This window comes from Amycolatopsis sp. cg5 (genome assembly GCF_041346955.1).
Lineage (GTDB): Bacteria > Actinomycetota > Actinomycetes > Mycobacteriales > Pseudonocardiaceae > Amycolatopsis.
Genome location: NZ_CP166849.1, coordinates 3615111 through 3637085, shown reverse-complemented (window position 1 = coordinate 3637085; position 21975 = coordinate 3615111). Strand labels below are relative to the sequence as shown.

At 70.0% G+C, this 21975-nt stretch carries 12 protein-coding genes; 3 read left to right on the top strand and 9 right to left on the bottom strand.

The window, feature by feature from the left end; translation table 11 throughout:
- Nucleotides 1-35: 35 nt before the first annotated feature.
- Nucleotides 36-932 carry a sulfate adenylyltransferase subunit CysD gene (gene cysD / locus AB5J62_RS16510; RefSeq protein ID WP_370949098.1) on the top strand — a complete coding sequence of 299 codons (897 nt, stop codon included), beginning with the start codon at nucleotides 36-38 and terminating at the stop codon, nucleotides 930-932.
- Nucleotides 932-2737 (top strand): adenylyl-sulfate kinase, encoded by a 1806-nt coding sequence (cysC, locus tag AB5J62_RS16505; protein WP_370949097.1) that lies wholly within the window; start codon nucleotides 932-934, stop codon nucleotides 2735-2737. Before cysD ends, cysC begins: the two co-directional genes overlap by 1 nt.
- On the opposite strand, the gene AB5J62_RS16500 is transcribed toward cysC, so the two are convergent.
- From AB5J62_RS16500 to AB5J62_RS16465, 8 genes are all read right to left on the bottom strand, one after another.
- The gene (locus AB5J62_RS16500) at nucleotides 2714-3061 is read right to left on the bottom strand and encodes an ArsC/Spx/MgsR family protein (protein ID WP_370949096.1); all 348 of its coding nucleotides are present in this window, start codon (nucleotides 3059-3061) and stop codon (nucleotides 2714-2716) included. The two genes, cysC and AB5J62_RS16500, sit on opposite strands and share 24 nt — an antisense overlap.
- Before the next feature lie 85 nt (nucleotides 3062-3146).
- Nucleotides 3147-4877 (bottom strand): ABC transporter ATP-binding protein, encoded by a 1731-nt coding sequence (locus AB5J62_RS16495; RefSeq protein WP_370949095.1) that lies wholly within the window; start codon nucleotides 4875-4877, stop codon nucleotides 3147-3149.
- Nucleotides 4877-6034, bottom strand: coding sequence for a glycosyltransferase (locus tag AB5J62_RS16490; RefSeq protein ID WP_370949094.1), 1158 nt, complete (start codon nucleotides 6032-6034; stop codon nucleotides 4877-4879). The genes AB5J62_RS16495 and AB5J62_RS16490 overlap by 1 nt, the downstream gene beginning before the upstream one ends.
- Nucleotides 6031-6837, bottom strand: a complete 807-nt coding sequence (locus AB5J62_RS16485) for an alpha/beta fold hydrolase (protein WP_370949093.1) — start codon at nucleotides 6835-6837, stop codon at nucleotides 6031-6033. The genes AB5J62_RS16490 and AB5J62_RS16485 overlap by 4 nt, the downstream gene beginning before the upstream one ends.
- On the bottom strand, nucleotides 6834-7130 hold the full coding sequence (locus tag AB5J62_RS16480; RefSeq protein ID WP_370949092.1) for an acyl carrier protein: 297 nt from the start codon (nucleotides 7128-7130) through the stop codon (nucleotides 6834-6836). The genes AB5J62_RS16485 and AB5J62_RS16480 overlap by 4 nt, the downstream gene beginning before the upstream one ends.
- A complete protein-coding gene (locus AB5J62_RS16475) occupies nucleotides 7127-11473 on the bottom strand; it encodes a beta-ketoacyl synthase N-terminal-like domain-containing protein (protein ID WP_370949091.1) in 4347 nt (1448 codons plus the stop codon). The genes AB5J62_RS16480 and AB5J62_RS16475 overlap by 4 nt, the downstream gene beginning before the upstream one ends.
- Complete coding sequence (locus AB5J62_RS16470) at nucleotides 11467-18381, bottom strand: SDR family oxidoreductase (RefSeq protein WP_370949090.1); 6915 nt, start codon at nucleotides 18379-18381, stop codon at nucleotides 11467-11469. The genes AB5J62_RS16475 and AB5J62_RS16470 overlap by 7 nt, the downstream gene beginning before the upstream one ends.
- A 682-nt stretch (nucleotides 18382-19063) precedes the next feature.
- Nucleotides 19064-19768: a DJ-1/PfpI family protein gene (locus tag AB5J62_RS16465; protein WP_370949089.1), complete on the bottom strand. Its 705-nt coding sequence runs from the start codon at nucleotides 19766-19768 to the stop codon at nucleotides 19064-19066.
- A gap of 100 nt (nucleotides 19769-19868) precedes the next feature.
- Between AB5J62_RS16465 and AB5J62_RS16460 the strand changes: the two genes are divergently transcribed.
- Entirely contained in the window at nucleotides 19869-20846 is a 978-nt protein-coding gene (locus tag AB5J62_RS16460) for a GlxA family transcriptional regulator (protein WP_370949088.1), read from the top strand.
- Here AB5J62_RS16460 and AB5J62_RS16455 read toward each other — a convergent pair.
- Nucleotides 20843-21946, bottom strand: coding sequence for a mandelate racemase/muconate lactonizing enzyme family protein (locus AB5J62_RS16455; RefSeq protein WP_370949087.1), 1104 nt, complete (start codon nucleotides 21944-21946; stop codon nucleotides 20843-20845). The two genes, AB5J62_RS16460 and AB5J62_RS16455, sit on opposite strands and share 4 nt — an antisense overlap.
- Nucleotides 21947-21975 lie beyond the last annotated feature (29 nt).

The following is a 21975-nucleotide window of genomic DNA, read 5'->3' as shown; positions in this document are numbered from 1 at the left end:
ACCGACCGCAAGAACTTGTTCTAGTTTTTTCGATCGTGACCACAGCGTACGAGCTCTCCCATCTGGATACGCTCGAGGCGGAGGCGGTGCACGTCTTCCGTGAGGTCGCCGCGACCTTCGAGCGGCCGGTGCTATTGTTCTCCGGCGGCAAGGACTCCGTCGTCATGCTGCACGTGGCGACCAAGGCGTTCTGGCCTGCGCCGATCCCGTTCCCCGTGCTGCACATCGACACCGGGCACAACTTCGACGAGGTGATCGAGTTCCGGGACGCGCGCACCGAAGACGTCCGGCTGCTGATCGCGCGCGTTCAGGACGACATCGACGCCGGGCGCGTCACCGACGACGGCCCGAGCCGGAATCGCTTACAGACGGCCACGTTGCTGCGAGCTATCGGCGAACACAGGTTCGACGCGGTGTTCGGCGGCGCGCGACGGGACGAGGAGAAGGCGCGCGCCAAGGAGCGGGTGTTCAGCTTCCGTGACGAGCACGGGCAATGGGACCCGCGACGGCAACGGCCCGAGCTCTGGTCGCTCTACAATGGACAGCACCGCAAGGGCGAGCACATCCGGGTCTTCCCGCTGTCCAACTGGACCGAGCTCGACATCTGGCAGTACATCGAGGCCGAGGACATCTGGCTGCCCGGCATCTACTACGCGCACAAGCGCCAGGTCTTCCAGCGTGACGGGATGCTGCTCGCGCACACCCGGTTCGTCACGCTCGAACCCGGCGAGGAGCCCTACGAGGCGACCGTGCGTTTCCGGACCGTGGGCGACGCGACCTGCACGGGGTGCGTGGAATCCACCGCGTCGACCGCGGCCGAGGTCGTCGCCGAGACCGCGGTCAGCCGGGTCACCGAACGGGGCGCGACCAGGGCCGACGACCGGATTTCCGAAGCGGGCATGGAAGATCGGAAGAAGGAAGGGTACTTCTGATGTCCCAGCTGCTGCGGCTCGCGACCGCCGGAAGCGTCGACGACGGCAAGTCCACCTTGATCGGCAGGCTGCTCTTCGACTCCAAGACGGTGTTCGAGGATCAACTGGCCGCCGTCGAGCGCGCCAGCCGGGACCGCGGCGAGGACTACCCGAATCTAGCGCTGCTCACCGACGGCTTGCGCGCCGAACGCGAGCAGGGCATCACGATCGACGTCGCGCACCGGTATTTCGCCACGCCCAAAAGGAAGTTCATCATCGCGGACACGCCGGGGCACGTGCAGTACACCCGCAACATGGTCACCGGAGCGTCCACAGCGGACCTCGCGCTGATCTTGATCGACGCGCGCAAAGGCGTCGTCGAACAGTCGCGGCGACACGCGTTCCTCGCCAGCCTGCTCGGCATCCGGCACCTGGTGCTCTGCGTCAACAAGATGGATCTCGTCGACTGGTCCCAGGAACGGTTCGACGAGATCCGCGAGGAGTTCCGCCGCTTCGCGATGAAACTCGACGTCCACGATCTCACGTTCGTACCGATGTCGGCGCTGCTCGGCGACAACGTGGTGCACCGCAGCGCCGCGATGCCGTGGTACGAGGGCACTTCCCTGCTCCATCAGCTGGAGGAGGTGCACATCGCGTCCGATCGCAACCTGATCGACGCGCGCCTCGCTGTACAGTACGTTATACGCAAGCCTGACTTCCGCGGTTACGCCGGCACGATCCAGGGCGGCGTCTTCAAGCCGGGCGACGAGGTCCGCGTCGCCGGGTTCACCACGACCATCCGCGCGATCTGGGGCCCCGGCGGAAAACCCATCACCGAGGCGTTCCCGCCACAGGCCGTCGCCGTCGAACTGGCCGACGAGCTCGACGTCGGCCGCGGTGATCTGCTGTGCCGCCCGGGGAATCAGCCGCAGGCGAGCCAGGACATCGACGCCATGCTCTGCTGGTTCAGCGAGCGTGCGGGCTTGACCGAGGGCCACGAATACTCGCTGCAGCACACCACCAGCCGCACGAAGGCGACCGTCCGCAAGCTCGACTACCGGCTGGACGTCACCACCCTGCACCGCGACGAGACCGCGACTTCCTTGTCCCTCAACGAGATCGGCCGCGTCCGGCTGCGCACCCGGCGGCCGCTGCACTTCGACCCGTACCGCCGCAACCGCGGCACCGGCGGCTTCATCCTCGTCGACGAGACCACGCACGACACCGTCGCGGCGGGCATGATCACCGGCGCCGCCTCGAACGTCGTCTGGCACGAAACCGCCGTCACCCGCGACGACCGGCCGACCAGGGGCATGACCGTCTGGCTCACCGGCCTGTCCGCCTCCGGCAAGTCGACCATCGCCGCGGAACTCGAACGCCGCCTCGTCACCGAAGGCAGGCCCGCGTATCTCCTCGACGGCGACAACCTGCGCCACGGCTTGAACAGCGACCTCGGCTTCAGCGCGGCCGACCGCGCCGAGAACGTCCGCCGCGTCGGCGAGGTCGCGAAGCTCTTCGCCGACGCCGGGATCGTGGCGATCGCGTCGCTCATCAGCCCGTACCAGGCCGACCGCGACCAGATACGACAGGCGCACGAGGCAGCCGGTCTGTCCTTTGTGGAGGTCTTCGTCGACACGCCGCTCGCCGTCTGCGAATCCCGTGACCCCAAAGGCCTCTACGCGAAAGCCAGGAACGGCGAGATCAGCGACTTCACCGGCATCAACGCGCCCTACGAGGCCCCGGTCAGCCCGGACGTCGTACTCGACCCCGCCGTCAACGACCCGGCAGGCACCCTGCTCCGGCTAGTCCAGCACGGACCGCACTGACTCCTCGGACCGGCCGACGACCGCGGTGTCGTCGGCCGTGATGATCGGCCGCTGGATCAGGATCGGGTTCTCGGCCAGCACCGCGACCCAGCGGGCACGATCGTCGCGCGGCCACGACTTCAGGCCGAGCGTGCCCGCGACGGCCTCACCGAACCGGGTGATGTCCCACGGCTCCAGCCCGAGCCGGTCCAGCACGGCCTCGAGCTCCGCGACCGTCGGCGGCGTCTCCAGGTAGTACCGGACGGTGTACTGGGCCTCCTCCGCGTCGAGCACCGACAACGCCGACCGGCACTTCGAGCACTTCGGATTGATCCAGATCTCCATAGTCCAAGCAGTTTACCCAGCGGGGGTCGTGAGTGTTCTGACCGGTTAGAACCGGCCGTACCACTCACGACCCCAAGTCCTCGGGCTATTCGGCGGCGAGGAGTTGGGTGGAGGCGAGTTCGCGGTAGAGGTCGTCGTCGTCCACAAGGGAGCGGTGGGTGCCGATCGCGCGGACGTTGCCATGTTCGAGCACCACGATCTGGTCGGCCTCGATGACGGTCGACAGCCGGTGCGCGATCAGCACGACCGTGCAGTGCGCGGCCAGCCCGGTCACGACCTCGCTCAGCGCCTGCTCGTTGCGGGCGTCGAGCTGCGCGGTCGCCTCGTCGAGCAGCAGGACCTGAGGCCGTCGCAGCAGTGCGCGAGCGATGGCGAGGCGCTGTCGTTCGCCGCCGGACAACGTGACGCCGCGCGGGCCGACCGGGGTGTCGAGGCCGTCGGTGAGCCGGGTGATCAGGCCGTCGAGCCGGGTGACGCGCAGCGCCTCGGCGATCTGGTCGTCGGACGCTTCCGGTGCCGAATAAAGGAGATTGGCGCGGATGGTGCCCGCCATCGCGGGCGCGTCCTGCTCGACGTAGGCGATGCGGCGGCGGACCTCGGCGCGCGAAAGCGTCGAGATGTCGACTCCGCCGATCAGGACCGTGCCCGATGACGGCTCGTAAAACCTTTGCAGCAGCGAGAAAAGCGTGGTCTTGCCCGCGCCGGACAGGCCGACGAGCGCGGTCTGTGTGCCGCCGGGGATGCTGAACGAGATCCCGTTCAGCGCCGGCCTGCGGCCGGGGTAAGCGAATTCGACGCCGCGCAGTTCGATGGCGGGCGCCGGACCGGTGGCCAGTGGCACGGCCGAGGTTTCGACGTCCTCCTCGATCGGCATCTCGGCGACCTCGCCGATGCGGCCGACCGCGCCGAGGCCCTGCTGGAGCATGCTCGTGCCGGTCACCAGCGAGGCGATCGGGCTGGCCAGGAAGAACACGTAGAGCAGGAACGCGATCAGCTCGGACACGGCCATCGAGCCGTTCGCGACGAACACCCCGCCGACGCCCAGCACCACCAGGAACGCGGTCTGGATCGACGCGCCGCCGACCATGCTGACGATCGCGCTGTACCGGGCGCCGACCAGGCCGGCCTGGTACGCCTCCTCGACCGCCTCCTGCGCGGCGGCCGTCTCGCGGCCCTCGGCGCCGTTGGCTTTGACGGTCCTGGTCGCGCCGAGTGTCCGGTCGAGCATCGAGCCGATGACGCCGACCGAGTCCTGCGCGCGGGCGACCGCGGCCTTGATGCGCGGGAGCACGATCGTCATGACGACGCCGACCAGCAGCAGCACGACGAACGTGATCGCGAGCAGTCCTAGATGGAGGGTCGCCATCATGACGATGGCGCCGATGAAGGTGAGCACGCCGTTGACCGACATGATCAAGCCCTCGGTCGCCGCGCTCTTGAGCAGCGTGCTGTCCGAGGTCACCCTGGCGATGAGGTCGCCGGGCGGGCGCCGGTCGAGTTCGGGCACGCGCAGCCGGATCAGCCGGAAGACGAGGTCGCGGCGCACCTGCCGGACGACGCGCTCGGACGTCCGCTGCTGCAGCCAGGCGTTGAGCCCGGTCAGCAGCGCGCCCGCGACGAGCAGCACCGCGAGGACGAGGATCGGCCCGGTCACGCTCGTGCCGAGCGCCAGCCTGCCGAGGATCTCCTGCGCGAACTTCGGCTGGATCAGCCCGGACGCGCTGGCCAGCAGTGTGATGCCGAGTGACGCGACGAGCACCTTGCGATGCGGCTTCGCGTACGCGAGCAACGCGCCGAACGACCCGGGTGCGCTCATCAGTTCCCCACTTTGACTAGCAGGCCTTCGAGGTGGTCGGCGGCGCCGGTGGTGCCACCGACCGCACGGAAGGAGAGACCGACGGTCTCGGCGGCGCGACGGTAGCCCTGTGCGGGGTCGAGCACGGCGGTGACGGCTTCGGCGATCTTGTCCGGAGTGGACCGGCCGAAGCGCAACCGTACGCCGGCGCCCGCGTCGACGACCTGGCCGGCGACGATCGGCTGGTCGTCCCTGATCGGCGCGACCACGAGCGGCACGCCGTGCCAGAGCGACTCGCACACCGTGTTGTGCCCGGCGTGGCAGACGACCGCGTCCACCCGCTCCAGCAGCGGAAGCTGCGGAACATGGCCGCGCACAAGGAGATTGTCGCCGACGGGACCGAGCACACCGCCAGGATCGACCACGACGGCACGAACGTCCATTGAGGACAACGCACCCGCCGCGGCGGTCAGGAATCCGGCACCCGCGTCCACATTGGCCGTGCCGAGCGTGACGAGCACGGTCGGCGACGGCGAGTCCAGCCACTCCCAAGGAAAGTCCGAAGTGGACGGCCGGGTCGCGATGGACGGGCCGATCAGCCAGACGTTGTCCTGCAGCACAACCGGCCCGAGCAGCTCGCGGGTGGTGAAGGCCAGCACGCCGTGTGGCGACATCCGCGGGTCGGCGCTACCGCGCCCGGCGATGCGACCGCGCAGGTCTTCGAGCAACCCGTCAAGCCAGGCGGCCACCTTGGGCAGCCCGCCGAGCGGGTTGATCAGCTCGGCCGACGTGGTCGCGGAGGTGACCCAGGTCAGGCCCAGGTCTTCGGCGATCAGCCCACCGGCGACGGCCTGCTGATCCGAGATCACCACGTCCGGCTCGAACCGCTCGATGGCCGCGCGGACGCCCGGTCCCATGTGGTCGGCGAGCGGGATGAGGAAGGCCTCCCACAGGAACTGGAAGGCGGCCGGTCCTTTGAGGTCGGCCGTGCGGGCGAGGCCGGCTTCTGGCGCGTAGCAGTCGAAAATCGTCGCGCCGGGCCCGACGAGCCTGGCGAGGATCTCCGAGGCGCCCGCCCACGCGACCTCGTGGCCGCGCGCGGTCAGCTCGGCCGCGACGCCGATGGTCGGGTTGATGTGCCCGACCAGCGGCGGCACGACGAACAGGAAGCGGCTCATTCCGCCTCCACCAGCGAGTGCTCGGCGACCCAGTCGCTGATGAGCGCGGTGATCTCCTCGGTCCGTTCGACCAGGACCGAGTGTCCCTGGTCCGGCAGCATGGTGACGCGGCCGCGTTCGAGGTACTTCTCCATGTGCTCGCGCTGGATGGCCATCGGCGAGTCCTCGCCGAACAACGCGAACACCGGGCATTTGATGTCGCCGAGGTAGTGGTCGATGGTCTTGCTGCGCACCAGTTCCTCGGCCAGCGCGGTGACCTGCAGGATCCGGCCCGCGGCCTTGGTCAGCCGGGCCATGTGGCTGCCGTGCTCGGCGGACAGGTTCGCGATGTACTCCTCCGACGCCAGGTTGACCTTGGCGTCGGCCAGCGTGTCGCCGAGCATCTCGGCCCACAGCGGCACCGGCGGCGTGCCCTCGATCGCGACGATGCTCGCCACCCGGTCGGGCCGCGAGGCCGCGTAGCCGTAGGCGACGGTCGCGCCGAAGCAGTTGCCGATCAGGTGCACCGGCCGGTCGACGCCGAGCACGCCGAGCGTGAGGTCGAGGTCGTGCACGAAGTCTTCGAGCAGGTAGCCGGTCGCCGGGCGGCTGGACTTCCCGTGCCCGCGCAGGTCGTACATGATCACGTCCATGCCCGCGTTGGCGAACGCCGGGCCGAGCGTGAAGTAGAAACTGGCGAGGCTGTCGTAGAGCAGACCGTGGATGAGCACGACGATCGGGGCTTCCTCACCGGCGGGCGGCTGGATGACCGGGGGCAGCCGCTGCACGTGGACGTCGATCTCGCCGACGCGGATCTTGCTCATGACAGCGACTTCACGACGAAGCGCACGAGCTCGCCGACCGTCATCGCCATGATCTCGCCGAGTTCCTTGTCGGCGATGAACTGGGCGAAGTTGATCGTCTCCCCGTAGCGGTCGCGCAGCGAGCCCGCCAGCGCGACCAGGTCGATGCTCTCCAGTTCCAGGTCGTCGTGGAACTTGGTGTCCATGGTGATCTCGGTGTCGTCGAGACCGTACTCCTCGAGCAGGTCCCGCAGCATGGCCGAGATGTCCGCGAAGACCGTCTCCTCGTTCGCGACCGTGGTCTCAGTGCTCATTTCTTCTCCTCTTCCTCAGTCCACGCCACGACGTACTCGCGCTCCGGCAGCCCGGCCGGGTTCGCCACCCGCCGGTGCCACACCGGGTACTCCTCGCCGTCCACCCGGACGGTCAGCACCTCGGGATCGGCCTTGACGACTTCGAAGTTCCTCGGTTCGCCCATGAGCCCGGTGCCGCGCAGCTTCGCGACGGCCTCCTTGGCCGTCCAGAACCGGGTGAACCACAGGTCTTCCGAGTCGTCGTGATACTTCGCTGCCTCGATCAGCCGCTCCCACTCCCCCGCGGTCAGCGCCGCGGAGAAGGTGGTGTCGCTGCGTTTGATGACCTCTTCGACGTCGATGCCACAACGTCCACTTCGGACGATGGCGACGCCGACCTCGCCGCGGTGCGCGATCGACACGGTCAGTTCCGGCAGGACCTTCCCGTAGGCGCCTTCGACGAGCGGACGGCCGGAGCGATCGTTGCCGACCCGCAGTTCCGCCGGGAAGATCCCGCCGTCACCGCGGTTCCACAGCCAGCGGCGCACGGCGTCCTTGGCGGCGATCCGGCCGAGCAGCCACTGCCGTTTTCCGCGCGGGGAATGACTTTCGTACTGGTCACGCTCGGCGCCGGCGAGGATGTTGCGCATGATCAGCTCGCGGGTGGCGAGGTCAGGCCACTGCTCGTGGACCAGCGCCCAGCCGCCCGGCTGGATCTCGGACAGCGTGTTGTGCTCCGGCACGCGGTCCATCCGGCGGATCACCGGGTTGCTGTCGAAGCGGCGGTCGACCCAGCCGCTGAACTCGGCCCACACCTGTCCTTTGTGGACGAGCTGCATGTCGGCTTCGAGCAGGGCTTCACTGAGCGCGGTGATCCGGACCAGGCATTCCAGCTCCTCGCCCGCCGCCGGGTGGTCGCCGTAGAACCGGATCTCCTTCATCCCGACCGGGAACACCGTCGTGCGCGACGGCAGCTGCGACATGATCCAGTACCCGAGCACCTGCCCGACGTTGTCCAGCAGCGCGCCGGGCGCGGCCGGGGTCGTCAGAATCGCGCGGGTGTGCGCGTCACCGACCGCGAGCAGCTCCTTCACGCCCTGGAAGCGCGGGCCGTGGAACATCCAGCGCTCGGTGTAGAGCGCCTCCGCGGTCAGCTCGGGCGCGCGTTCCTCGTAGGCAGGGAACGTCCACGGCGCGGGCCGGTTCGCCGGGAACGCCGGCGCCAGTTCGACGGTCGCCTGCGAGTAGCCGCCCAGTGAGGCGGTCACCCGGTGCGGGCCGTCCGGCACGATCTTGACCGGCACGTCGTGCGACGGGATCGCGGTGATCCACTTGGTCAGCCGGACGTCGTGCACGGCGACCGCGCGCAACCCCGGCGCGGCCTGCTCGGCGAAGTCCATCAGGTGCCCGATGACCGTGGTCGCGGGCACGACCGGCCACGAGTCGGCGGGCGCCGCGCCCGCCGGTTGCTTGAAGAAGCAGTGATCGAGCAGGTACGGCATGGTCTCGATCGACACGCGCAACGTGCTTTCGAGCGCGCGCGGCAGCACCGGACGCGCGACCGTCCGGGTGGCGCCCGCCCTGAGCACATCGGACGCGAGCGCCGCGGTGTCCTTGAGCAGCGCGGAGAACTCGGCCGCGATCGGCGAACTCAGCGAGTCCAAAGGGGACGGACCGGCCGGCGCGAGCCCGGCGGAGATCTCCTTGCGGGTGCGTTCGTCGAGTGAGATCAACGCGCCGCCGAGGTCCAGGCGGATCGGCTTGCGCACCGAGGGCCTCTTGCCGACCAAGGGTTCGACGTCGGGTTCGGCGCCGTCCGCCCACAACGCCGTGACCACGCGGTGCAGCTGCGCGAGTCCAGGCCGGTGCGCGGAATGCGCGGCGACGACCAGGTGTTCCTTGCCCTGCAACGTGTCGTCGATCAGCGAGCCCAGCTGCCCGGCGCCCAGCTGGACGAACGCGCGGAAGCCCTGTGCGTGCATGGCCTCGATCATCGGGCGGAACCGGACCGGCTCCAGCAGGTGCCGGACGAACAGGTCGCGGATCGCCGCCGGTCCGGCCGGATAGACCGACTCGGTCGTCGCCGACCACACCGGCAGCTTCGCGGGATGCAGCGAGTAGGTCTCGGCGGCCTCGCGAATGGGGTCGAGGTACGCCGCGAGCATAGGTGTGTGGAACCCGGACTGGAACGGCAGGATCTGCGAGATCACCGCCTGGTCGCGGAATCGCCGCACCAGTTCTTCGACGGCGGCCGCCGGTCCGCAGATCATCGACTGGTTGGGCGCGTTGTCATGGGACAGCACGACTTCCGACTGTCCTTCGAGGACTTCCAGCACCCGGGCAGCCGGTGCGCCGATGACCGCGAAGGCCAGGCCGGGCACTCGCAGCGCGTCCGGGTCGAACTCGGCGAGGAAGGCGTCGACCTCGTCCTCGGCGTGGATGCCCGCCGCGGCCATCGCGGTCCACTCGCCAAGGCTGTGCCCGGCGACCGCGTCCGGCACCACGGAAAGCTTGCGCAGCGCGGAGTTCAGCAGCCGCCCGAGTTCGAACACACCGGTGCCCTGACGGCCGACGTCACCGATCTTGATGTCCTCTTCGGACAGTGACCAGCGGAGCCCGAAGCGGCGGGCGATGTCCGCGGAGTTCGGTTCGAACTCGGCTTCGAGACCGGGGAAGACGAAGGCGAGCTTGCCGCCACCCTGGCCGAGCAACGGCTCCGGCACGAACCACAGATCGTTGCGGCCGCGCCACGGCTTGCCCTTCGCGACGGCCTTGCGTGCCAGCGCGAGCCGTTTCGCCGTCGGATCGACGATGCCGAGACGGGTCGGGCCACCGGCCGGGATCCGCTCGTCGAGCCCGGCCGCCAGCACGTCGCTGTCGTCGGCGTCGAGCGCGACGGCCAGTTCTGCCGGGCTCGCGGCCGCCAGCCGCAGTACCCGTTCCGGCTCACGGACCTCGACCGCGGGCTTCGAAGCGGCCTGTTCGAGCACGACATGCGCGTTGATGCCGCCGAAGCCGAACGCGTTGACCCCGGCCCGGCGTACGTCGGAATGCCATGGCTGAGCACTGTCCAAAGTGGTGAATCGCGTGCGGGCGAGCGCGGGGTTCGGGTCGTCGCAGTGCAGCGTCGGCGGCAGAATCCCGTGGTGCACGGCCAAAGCCGCCTTGACCAGCCCGGCGACACCCGCGGCTGGCATGGTGTGGCCGATCATCGACTTGACCGAGCCGATCACCGCGCGCTGGTCGTCCGACGCCGGGCCGAACACCTCGGCCAGTGTCGCCAGCTCGGCGTCGTCACCGGCGGGCGTCGCGGTGCCGTGCGCTTCGAGCAGGCCGACCGAGCCGGGCTCGGCCGGGTCGAGCCCGGCCGCCTCCCACGCCTGGCGGACCGCGCGGACCTGGCCGCCGGAGTCGGGGTTGAGCAGGCTCGCGGTCTTGCCGTCGCTGGCCACGCCGGTGCCGGTGATGACCGCGTACACCCGGTCGCCGTCGCGCTCGGCGTCTTCGAGCCGCTTGAGCACGACCACACCGGTGCCCTCGCCGATCAGCACGCCGTCGGCGCCGCGGTGGAACGGCCGGATCCGCTGGCTCGGCGACAACGCGCCGAGCTGGTTGAACACGCTCCAGAAGGTGATGTCGTGACAGTGGTGCACGCCGCCCGCGAGCACGACGTCACACCGCCCGGTCCGCAGTTCGCGCACGGCGTGGTCGACGGCGACCAACGAGGACGCGCACGCCGCGTCCACTGTGTACGCCGGGCCGCGCAGGTCGAGCCGGTTCGCGAGCCGTGACGCGGCGAGGTTCGGGACCAAGCCGATGGCGGACTCGGGCGCCTCCGGGCCGAGCTGGTCGGTGAACGCCTGCCGCACCTGTTCCAGCCGCTCCCCCGACAGCTCGGGCAGCAGCTCGCCCAGTGTCCTCACCAGCTGAGTCGCGGTCCGCACCCGCTGGTCCAGCCGGACGAGACCGGGCGTCAGGTAGCCGCCACGGCCGAGAATGATCCCGGTCCGCTGGCGATCCGACGGCAGCCGCTCGTCGCCACCGGCGTCCGCGATCGCCTGCGCGGCGACGCGCAACGCGATCAGCTGATCCGGCTCGGTGGTGGGCACCGAGTTGGGCATGATGCCGAACCCGGTGACGTCCACTTCGGCCAGTTCGTCGACGAAACCACCGCGCTTGCAGTAGATCCGGTCGGCGCGGGGTTCCGCGCCTGGCGCGTAGTAGTCGCCGTCCCAGCGGCCGTCGGGCACGTCGGTGATCGCGTCGACACCCCGCACGAGGTTGCGCCAGTACGTGTCGAGATCCGGTGCCCCAGGGAAGAGCACCGACATCCCGACGATGGCGACGCGCACGGAGCTCACCATCCGGAGGCGGTGTAGACGACCGCGGTGGCGTCCTCGGAGCCCCAGGCCAGCTCGCGGAGCAGGCTCATGGTGCCCTCTTCGGGGTCGATCAGCTCGATGCCGCGCTTGGCGTAGTTGCGCATCAGTTCGGGGGTGACCATGCCGTTGTTGGTGCCGGTCGGCGCCCACGGTCCCCAGTGGACGGTCAGCCCGCGCCGTCCGTCCACTTCGGACCAGCGGCGGCCGAGTGTCTCCAGCGCGTCGTTGGCCGAGGCGTAGTCGGACTGGCCGCGGTTGCCGAGTGTGGCGGCGATGCTGCCGAACAGCACCGCGAACCGCGGGCCGTGCGGAAGCGTCCCGGCCGCGTCGAGCAGCGCCTGCGCGCCGTCGACCTTGGTGCTGTAGACCCGGCTGAACGACTCCGGCGCCTTCTCCGCGATCAGCTTGTCCTCGATCACGCCCGCCGCGTAGACGATGCCGTCGAGCCTGCCGTGCTCGGTGTGGATCTCCTTGATCGCGCGCTGCACGGCGGCGCCGTCGAGCATGTCGACCGAGTGGTAGCGGACTCCGCTGCCGAGTTCGGTCAGCCTGCGGACGGTGTCGCGGACCTCGCGCTCACCCTGGATGCGGCTGACCGCCTTCTCGATCTCGGCTGGCTTGCGCAGTCCGCTCGCGATCAGCGCGGAGCGGAGTTCGGCTTCGGTGGACGCTCCCGCTGTCGCCGCGTCCTCGTCGGCGGTCAGCGCGGTCCGGCCGAACAGCTCGACGCGGCACCGGCTCGCGGCCGCCAGCGCGGTGGCGAACCGGGCGGTGATGCCCTTCCCGCCGCCGACCAGCAGCACCACCGAGTCACGGTCGAGCCCGAGCGCGGCGGCCTCGGCGGCGCCGTCACCGGCGGGCCCGGCTCCCGTGCTGCCGAGCAGGCCGAGCGGGGTCTCCTCCATGCGCAGGCCCCGGCGGGTCTCGCCGGTCCGGATGACGACCGGCTCGCGGTCCACCCCGGACAGCTCCGCGATCAGCCCGTCCACGATCGCGGTGGTGTCGCCCGACTGCTCGACGACGCGGGCGATGGTGTCCGGGTACTCACGGGACACCGAACGGAAGAACCCGCGCAGGCCCTCGGCCGGTCCGCTCGCGAGCACCCAGCGCGGTGAGGTGGCCAGAACCGCCTGGTAGGTCGGGAAAGCGTCGGGCAGCACGGGATCGCTCAGGTCCCCGAGGAAGTAGACACCGTCGAACCTCCTGGCCGACGGCGCCTCGGTGGTGACCAGCGCTTCGGCACCCTGGGCGCCGAGCTTGGCCGCCAGCGCGTCGGCGAGGTCGCCGCTGCCGAGCACCAGGAACTCGCGGCCGGACAGCTCGCCGGGGCTGAGTTCGGCCGTCGCCAGCTCGAACTCGGTCATGATCAAGCGCTTCGGCGCGACGATGATCGGCTCGTCGGTGCTCGCGGGCTTTGCGGTCACCACCGGCGCGGGCTCGGTCTCCCCGCCACCGACGATGAGCGCGGTGATCGCGGCGGCCGTGCGTGCCTTGGCGAGTTCTTCGGAGTCGCCGTCGAGCGGGAGGCTGAGGCGGGTCGCGAGTTCACCGGCGATCTCGGCACGCTTGATCGAGTCGACACTCAAGTCGGCTTCGAGATCGAGATCCGGCTCGATCATGTCGACCGGATACCCCGTCCGCTCCCCGATCACTTCGAGCACGACCGACAGCACGTCCTGCTTCGGTGCGACCGTGACGACGGTCGCGGGTGCGCTCGCCTTACCGCCGATCAGCGCGGTGATGCTCGCGGCGGTGCGTGCCTTGGCCAGCTCCTCGGAGTCGCCGTCGAGCGGCAACCCGAGCCTGCTCGCGAGTTCACCGGCGATCTCGGCACGCTTGATCGAGTCGACACTCAAGTCCGCTTCGAGATCCAGGTCCGGCTCGATCATGTCGACCGGATACCCCGTCCGCTCGCCAATGACTTCGAGCACGACCGACAGCACGTCCTGCTTCGGCGCGACGTTCTCCGTAACGACAGCCACAGGCGCGACCACGGTCTGGGCTGGGGCGGGATAAAGCCCGCTAAACTCCGCGGAGTTTAGCCCGCTATATCCCGGTTGGACTGGGGCGGGATCCGTGCCGAGATAGCCGAGCAGGACGTCGCGCTGGGCCGCGACCATCTCCCTGCTGGTGCGCAGGAACTCGGCGATCAGCGCCTCGGAGCCGCTGGTGGACACGGGGCTGGTGGTCACGAGCGCCTCCGGAATACGCTGGGCTGGGTGAAGTGCCGTCGCGGGGATCGTCCCGTCGGCGGTGCGAAGCAGGTGGCCGTCGACCGTCCAGCCCGCGCGCTTGCGGCGATGCGGAGCGGCGACAGTGGCTTCAATGGCGTCACGGCCCTGGAACAGCCAGCCGGTGCGGACGTCCACCCCGGCGACGGCGAGCTGCGCGAGCGCGCCGAGGAACCCGGCGAGCCCGGTCCGGCGCCTGCCCTCCAGCGACACCGTCCGATGTGGACGGTCTTCGAGGATGGCCTGCACCAGCTTGGTCAGCACCGAACCCGGCCCGGCCTCGACGAACACCCTGGCGCCTGCGGCGTACATGGCCTCGATCTGCTCGACGAACCCGACCGGCGCGCCGATCTGCGCGGCCAGCTCACCGCGGATGGCCGCGGGCTCGGTCGGATACGCGCAGGCGGTGCGGTTCGACCAGACCGGGATCTCCGGTTCGGCGACCGGCTCGACGCCGAGCACCTCCGCGAAGGTGTCGCCCGCCGCCGCGACCAGCGGGCTGTGGAACGCGCACGCGACCGTGATCCGCTTGGCGCCCAAGCCTTTCGCGCGCAGTTTCTCGACCGCCGCGTCCACCGCGGCCGTCGGCCCGGAGATCACCGTCTGCTTGGGCGAGTTCCGGTTGGCGGTGACGACGGTGTCGCCCAGCCCGGCGTCCTCGAGCGCCTCGGTGACCTCCGGCGCGCCCGCCGAGACGGCCGCCATCGTGCCGGGGTCGTCGGCACCGGTCGCCTTGAGGATCGCTTCGGCGCGGGCGGTGCTGCACCGGAGCAGGCTCTCCGGGCTCAGCGCGCCTGCCGCGGTCAGCGCGACCAGCTCGCCGTAGCTGTGCCCGGCCATCATCGCCGGGCGCACACCCGCCTTGGCGAGCAACGTGTTCGCGGCCAGCCCGGCGATGCCGAGCGCGGGCTGCGCGACGCGGGTGTCGGTGATCGCGGCGAGCTGCGCCTTGCGACCGGCCTCGTCGAACGCGGCGGGCGGGAACAGCACGTCGGCCGTCGCACCGCCGAGCCGCAGGTACCGCTGCAGCTCGGGGAAGGCGACGAACAGGTCGGCGAACATGCCGGGCCGCTGGCTGCCCTGGCCGGGGAAGAGGAACGCGAGTTCGCCGGTTTCCTCGTCCGTGGCTTGGAAGAGCCCCAGATCAGGGCTGTGCTCGCCGTCGATGGCCCGGCGAAGCAGCCCGGCCAGCTCGTCCACAGTGGACGCCAGCACCGCGATCCTGACGCGTGCTCCCCTGGTCGCCCCGAGCTCCGACCGGCGGGAGGCGCTGAGCGCGAAGTCGCGCAGGCGCCACGGCTCGTACTTGCCGGGGTCCGCCTCGACCAGCGCGAGCAGTTCCTTCGCCGCCTTGGCCGCCGCGGCCTGGTCGGCGCCGCGGAAGGTGAACAGCTCGACCGGCCACTCGTCGGCGGCGTGCGCGGGCGGCGCGCCGCCGTGGTGTGAGCGGAGCACGACGTGGAAGTTGGTCCCACCGAAGCCGAACGCCGAGACGCCGGCGATCCGGTCGGCCGGTGCCGCGGCCCACGGCCTGGCCTCGGTGTTGAACGCGAACGGGCTGTTTTCGGCTTCCCAGGCCGGATTCGGCTTCTGGACGTGCAGTGTCGGCGGTTTGACGCCGGTGTACAGGGCAAGGGTGGTCTTGATCAGCCCGGCGAGCCCGGCGGCGCACTTGGTGTGCCCGATCTGCGACTTGACCGAGCCGACCGCGCAGGCACCCGGTTCGGCGCCGGCTTCGGCGAAGACCTTGGTCAGCGTGCCGAGCTCGGTCCGGTCGCCGACGACGGTGCCGGTGCCGTGCGCCTCGACCAGCCCGACTTCGGCGGGTGAGATCCCGGCGTTGCGATAGGCCCTGGTCAACGCGTTGTGCTGGCCTTCGGGCCGCGGCGCGGTGAGGCCGAGCGCCCGGCCGTCACTCGCGCTGCCGACGCCCTTGATGACCGCGTACACCCGGTCGCCGTCGCGTTCGGCGTCCGCGAGGCGCTTCAACGCGACGCAGGCGACGCCCTCGCCGAGCGCGATCCCGTCGGCCGCGCTGTCGAACGTGGCCGAGCGGCCCGTCGGCGAAAGCGCGTGCACCGAAGCGAAGAGCAGGTAGTCGTTGATGCCGTTGTGCAGATCGGCGCCACCGCAGAGGACCAGGTCGCTGGTGCCCGCGGTGAGTTCCTTGCACGCCACGTCGACCGCGGTCAGCGAGGACGCGCAGGCGGCGTCGACCGTGTAGTTGGCGCCGCCGAGGTCGAGCCGGTTCGCGACGCGGCCCGCGATGACGTTGGCCAGCACGCCGGGGAACGAGTCCTCGGTGAGCCTGGGCAGCTGCGCGTCGAGCGCGGGCGGGATCTCGCCGAGGTAGGACGGCAGCACCGTGCGCAGGGTCATCGCGTTGGACAGGTCACTGCCCGCCTCGGCGCCGAACACCACGGAGGCCTTGGAGCGGTCGAATTCGCGGTCGCCGTAGCCCGCGTCGACGAGCGCGCGGCGCGCGGCTTCGAGCGCGAGCAGCTGCACCGGCTCGATGGCCGACAGAGACGACGGCGGGATGCCGTAGCTGAGCGGGTCGAACGGGATCTCGGGCAGGAACCCGCCCCAGCGCGAAGGAGTGCGGCTGCCGTCGCCGTCGGGGTCGTAGTAGAGCGACTGGTCCCAGCGCCGGGCGGGCACCTCGGTGACCGAGTCGACGCCGCCGAGGATGTTGGCCCAGAACGTGGTCAGGTCCGGCGCCTGCGGGAACATGCACGACATCCCGACGATCGCGATGTCCAGCGGCTCCGGCGCGGCCTCGGTTTCCGCCGTGGCCAGGCCGAGTTCCGCGACCCGGTTCGCGAGGAACTCCCGCGCGCCGGCGCCGACCGATTCGTGCAACGCGGCGATGGTCGTCACCTCGGACCGCAGGACGGCGACCTCGCCCGCCATGAACATGCCTTCGGCGAGCTGGCGGTCCTCGGCGACCTCGCGCAGGTCGCCGCCGACGCGCTCGATTCCCTTGCTGGCGAGCCGAAGCCGTCCGACATTGAGCTGTTCGAGCCGCTCCCACGCCTCGCGGCTGGGCACCTCGCGCTCGGCGAGGTCCTTCTTGATCGCGGCGTACTCGTCGGTGAACGGGCTGCGCACGCACCGGGTCGCGTGGCCGGGCGCGGTCTCCAGCAGATCGGTGTGCTCGGCTTCGATCACCTGCCGCTGGAACAACGGCAGCACCGCGCCTGCGGCGACGGCCTCCTCGGTGAACAGATAGGCGGTGCCCATCAGCACGCCGATCTTCGCGCCGCGCGCGCTCAGCGGGGCGGCCATCGCGGTGACCATGGCGGCCGACCGCTCGTCGTGCACGCCACCGGCGAAATAGAGCTGAAGCTCCGGCGCGAGGTCGAGATAGTCGTCGAGTACCCCGAGCTGCGCCTCCCACAGCGGGAAACTGTTGCGCGGGCCGACGTGCCCGCCGCATTCGGAGCCTTCGAAGATGAACTTGCGCGCGCCCGCGTCGAGGAACTGCTTGAGCAGACCCGGCGACGGCACGTGCAGGAAGGTTTCGATGCCGGCTTCTTCGAGCGCCGCGGCCTGCGCGGGACGGCCGCCCGCGATGATCGCGTGCGACGGCCGGATTTCTCGAATAACTTCCAGTTGCGCGGTTTTGACATTCTCGTCGGCGAATCCGAGAACGCCGACACCCCAGCGCGCGTCACCCAGCGCGGTTTTCGTCTGTTCCAAAACCGCACGGGTCTGCGCGGCGCCGGAAAGCGCGAGCGCGATGAACGGGAGGCCGCCGTCATTCGCGACGGCCGCGGCGAACGCGGCCTGATCACTCACCCGGGTCATGGGCCCCTGCGCCACCGACAGCTCGGGGACGGGCGCGGCGAGCGCTCCGGTCACCGCGTCGCGCACACCGCGGACGGCGGCGGCGACCGTGCCCCAGGTTTCCTGGAAGCGTCCGGCGAGAAAACAGTCTTGACCGACCGGCAGTGTCCGGCCGGGATCGGCGCCCCGGCGCTGCAGCGAGCGAATACCTTCCACCACTGCGGTTTCCGAGCCGTCGAGCCCGGTGAGCGTGGTGGTGATCTCGGCGGGAAGGTCCACTTCGGTCAGCAGCGCGAGCTGGGTGTCGAGCACCACACCGGTCGCGCCGCCGGCGACCGCCGCGGCCGCGGTGTGCGGCCCGGCGCCGCCCCACACCCACACCGGCAGGTCGTGCGCGGCGTCGGCGAGCAGCTGCTGCAGCAGGACGAAGCTGCTCAGCTCGCCGATTCGGCCGCCTGCCTCATGTCCACGCGCGATCAACCCGTGCGCGCCGGCTGCCGCCGCGCGGCGCGCCTGGTCGCGACCCGTCACTTCGGCGAGCACCCGGCGACCGGGAAAGTCCTCTGCGGACAGTGCCGAGTCGACGGTCAGCACCACCGTGTGAACCTGCCCGGGGAGAACTTTCACCGGAAAGTCGCTTGTGTGGGCAAGACGCACACCGTAAGCGCGCACACCCCATTCGGCGGCGAGCGCCAGCTCTTCGGCCGCCGCGCGCCCGCCCGAAGTGAGGTCGAGAACGCCCAGGCCACCGGCCTGCGCCGCCGCCGCGACGACCCGCGCGGAAGGAATTCCGAACGGGGTCACCGCGAGGACAAGATCGGCCGCGGTGGCCGACGCAGCGTCATTGGTGCCGAGTTTCGACACGCGCATGAGAACCCCCGTAACACGGAAGTGGGAAAAAGGGTGACGGTCAGTACTTAAGCGCGCGATCGCTGTCTCGTCAATGTCTAAACAGGGTTAACAGGGGTCGTCTCACGAAATTGGCACAGATCCCACCCAACGGGCAATCCGCGGTCGACTGGTGTTAGCACGGCCGACACGCGGCCGACACAAAGTAGCTTTCCTGGTCAGTGATCATGGCCTGACGCTGGGCATCTACTCCGGCAATACACTGCGGTCCAGCTTATTTTCACAGAATTAACGATCACGCGGAAGCGCGTTAGGACCGCTCCCAGCATGTGAACACCAGAACGGCAGGAAGCTGCGAATACGACCATTGAAACTTGCCGGAAGCTGCTAATACGGCCGTCTGAAATATGTCCGCGAATGAACAGAAGGTGGACGGCTCGATGCTTAGTCGGCGGTTCGGCCAATGGTCGAAACCATCAGGGGCGCGGCGGAGTCCGCCGCGAGCGAGGCCGGCGCCTCGACCATGATCACCCGGATGATCATCAGTCCGCTGGAGCTCCTCCCGCCCGGATCGGACTCACCGGTAACTTGCGCCGATGACTATATCGGTAACCGAGCGGTCGCGGTAAGTCCCGTCGGGAATTCACGAACAAAAGGCCGGGACCAGCGTGAACGGTCCCGGCCTTCCACTGTGGACAGTGTGTCAGACGTGCACGAGCAAACGCGCGAGCAGCTCGGGATGACCCTCAAGTCCTTGGCGCAGCGAAGATTCCATCCACTGCTGGAACAGCTCCCGCGGCGGGGCGGACCAATCCAATGGGCCGAGTGGCGGCTCCGGGTCGTACTCGATCATGAACTGGACACCGCGCTGCACCTCGTCTCCCGCGATGCGGCCGACCAGATGCAGTGCCAGGTCGATTCCCGCCGAAACCCCGGCCGCGGTGATCATCGGGCCGTCCTCCACCCAGCGCTTCCTGGCAGGCGTCGCACCGAACTCTTTGAGCGACTCGAGGAAGAGCCAATGGGTCGTCGCCTCGCGGCCTTCGAGCAGCCCGGCCGCGCCGAGGATCATCGCCCCGGTGCACACCGAGGTCATGAACTCCGCGCTCTCGGCCGCCCCACGCAAATAGGACAGCAGCGTCTCGTCGGTGAGCGCGCGCATGGTCGGCGCGCCACCGCCGGGCACCATCACCGCAGCGGGCCTCGGGACCTCGGCGAAGGTGTGCGTGGCGAGCAGCGACAGCGGGGTGTCCGTGCCCATCGGCTCCTTGCGCTCGGCCACCGTCACCGCGCGATACGGCATCCCGAGCTCCGACAACGCGCCGAGCACCTGCAGCGGGCCGGCGAGGTCGAGCAGGGTGAGTCCCGGATAGAGGACGAACGCGATCGTCTTGGGTTCATCTGTCATGCACCGAGGGTCTCGCCCACCAGGAGATCAGGTGGCGTGAATGTCTCAAATCCTGCGAACCGCGTCCATCGGCCAGGTGAGACTGCTAGCGTCGCCGCCTATGGAGCGCATTCCCCGCCGCGTGGTGCTCGTCGGCTATCCGGACGCGGAACTGCTCGACCTCGCCTGCCCGGCCGACGTCTTCGACGCGGCGAACCGGCTCGGCGGGCAACCTCGGTACGAACTGCGCACCGCCACCATCGACGGCCACGGCATCCGCTGCCAGAACGGCTTCACCCTAGGCGCACAGCAACGGCTTGACCAGGTCGAAGGCGGTCTCGACACGCTGATCATCTCGGGCGGCCTCGGCTGCGAGAAGGCGGCGGAGGACGTCCGGCTCCTCAATCACGTCCGCCGGCTGGCCGAGAGCACCCGCCGTGTCGCGTCGGTGTGCAGTGGCGCGGCGGTGCTCGCCGCCGCCGGTCTGCTCAACGGCTGCCGCGCGACCACGCACTGGATCTACGCGGCCAGGCTGGCCGAGCGCTATCCGGCGGTGACGGTCGACCCGGTGCCGCTGTTCATCCGCCACGGCTCGATGTACACGGCCGCCGGCGTGACCGCCGGGCTCGACCTGGCGCTGGCGTTCGTCGAAGAGGACCACGGCCCGACGCTCGCCCGCGAGGTCGCCCGCATGCTCGTCACCTACCTGCAGCGACCGGGAAATCAGGCGCAGGTGAGCATGTTCCTCTCCGGCCCGCCCCCGGAGCACCGCGTGGTCCGCGACCTCGTCGCCCACATCGCCGAGAAGCTCGACGCCGACCTCGGCACGCCCGCGCTCGCCGCGCACGCGGGCATCAGCACCCGCCAGCTCAGCCGGCTGTTCGAGGCGCACCTCGGCACCACACCGAGCAAGCACGTCCGCGCGACGCGCACCGAGGCCGCCGCGCATCTGCTGTCGACGACCGAACTGCCGCTGGCCGCGATCGCCCGCCGCTGTGGTTTCGGCTCGACCGAAACCCTGCGCCAAGCCTTCCTCGACCATTACGACACGCCGCCGTCGGCGTACCGCCGGGTGCACCTCCGACATTCCCCCGCCTAGCGCATGCGGCGCACCAGGTCTTCGCGAGGACGGACACCGAGGCCGGGTCCGTCAGGGAGACGGACACGAACCCCGTTGCTGTCCAAAGGCTTTTCAAGAATGTCTTCGTTGTAATAGTGCGCGCCGATGATGTCCGACGGCACCTCGGCGCTCAGTTCCGGCAACGCGCACGCGACGTGCGCCTGCGCGGCGGCACCGAGCCCGAGTTCGCCGTTGGAGCCGACCACGGTGTCCAAGCCGAAAGCGGCGGCCAGCGCGCCCATCGCGACCGCGCGGCCGGGACCACCCGCCTTGCCGACGTAGAGGCTCACCATGTCCGCGGCGGCCGCTTGGATGACGCGGACGAGGTCGCCGGTGCCGAACACCGACTCGTCGGCGACCACCGGCAGCCCGAACTCACGCACCGCCGCCATGCCTTCCAGGTCGCCGGGCACGACCGGCTGCTCGACGAACGCGGGCCGCGAGACGTCCAGCTCGCGCAAGGCCGCCGCGGCCTGCGAACGTGTCCAGCCGCCGTTCGCGTCCAGCCCGAGGAACGCCTGCGAGCCTGCGAGTTCCCGCGCCCGCGCCACGCGCGCGACGTCACCACGCACGCCGAGCCCGACCCGCACCTTGAACGCGCGGAACCTGGCGGCGACCGCGGCCGCGTAGGTCCGCTCGAGCGTTTCGCCGTCGCCGGACAGCGAAAGCTTGATCGGCACCTCGGTCCGGTACGGCCCGCCGAGCACCTCGACCAGCGGCAGATCCAGGGTCCGCGCGTAGACGTCCCACAGCGCCGTCGACAATCCCGCCTTGGTGAACGGGTTCCCGGCGAGCGCTCTGTCCATCAGGGACTCAAGGCCACCGATCGGGGCGAGTTCCTTGCCCAGCAACGCAGGCGTGAGCACGTGCTTGATGAAATGCGCCGCGCTGGCCGCGTCCTCACCGCTGCGGAACGGGGTCGCGCTCACTTCGCCGTAGCCCTCGGCCCCGCAGGTGGTCACCACCCGCACGAGCAGGAAATGCGACCGGTCATGCGCCCCTCTGGCTCCCCGCACCACCAGATCGGGATCCGGGGCGAGGTCGACGGCTGCGGTGTGGACAGCGGCGATGCGCGTCACCGGCGTTCCTTTCCTGCTGCATAGTCGGT

Coding starts and splice junctions, on each gene's coding strand:
- cysC (WP_370949097.1), top strand. CDS start 932: ATGTCCCAGCTGCTGCGGCTCGCGACCGCCGGAAGCGTCGACGACGGC.
- AB5J62_RS16500 (WP_370949096.1), bottom strand. CDS start 3,061: ATGGAGATCTGGATCAATCCGAAGTGCTCGAAGTGCCGGTCGGCGTTG.
- AB5J62_RS16495 (WP_370949095.1), bottom strand. CDS start 4,877: ATGAGCGCACCCGGGTCGTTCGGCGCGTTGCTCGCGTACGCGAAGCCG.
- AB5J62_RS16490 (WP_370949094.1), bottom strand. CDS start 6,034: ATGAGCCGCTTCCTGTTCGTCGTGCCGCCGCTGGTCGGGCACATCAAC.
- AB5J62_RS16485 (WP_370949093.1), bottom strand. CDS start 6,837: ATGAGCAAGATCCGCGTCGGCGAGATCGACGTCCACGTGCAGCGGCTG.
- AB5J62_RS16480 (WP_370949092.1), bottom strand. CDS start 7,130: ATGAGCACTGAGACCACGGTCGCGAACGAGGAGACGGTCTTCGCGGAC.
- AB5J62_RS16475 (WP_370949091.1), bottom strand. CDS start 11,473: ATGGTGAGCTCCGTGCGCGTCGCCATCGTCGGGATGTCGGTGCTCTTC.
- AB5J62_RS16470 (WP_370949090.1), bottom strand. CDS start 18,381: ATGCGCGTGTCGAAACTCGGCACCAATGACGCTGCGTCGGCCACCGCG.
- AB5J62_RS16465 (WP_370949089.1), bottom strand. CDS start 19,768: ATGACAGATGAACCCAAGACGATCGCGTTCGTCCTCTATCCGGGACTC.
- AB5J62_RS16460 (WP_370949088.1), top strand. CDS start 19,869: ATGGAGCGCATTCCCCGCCGCGTGGTGCTCGTCGGCTATCCGGACGCG.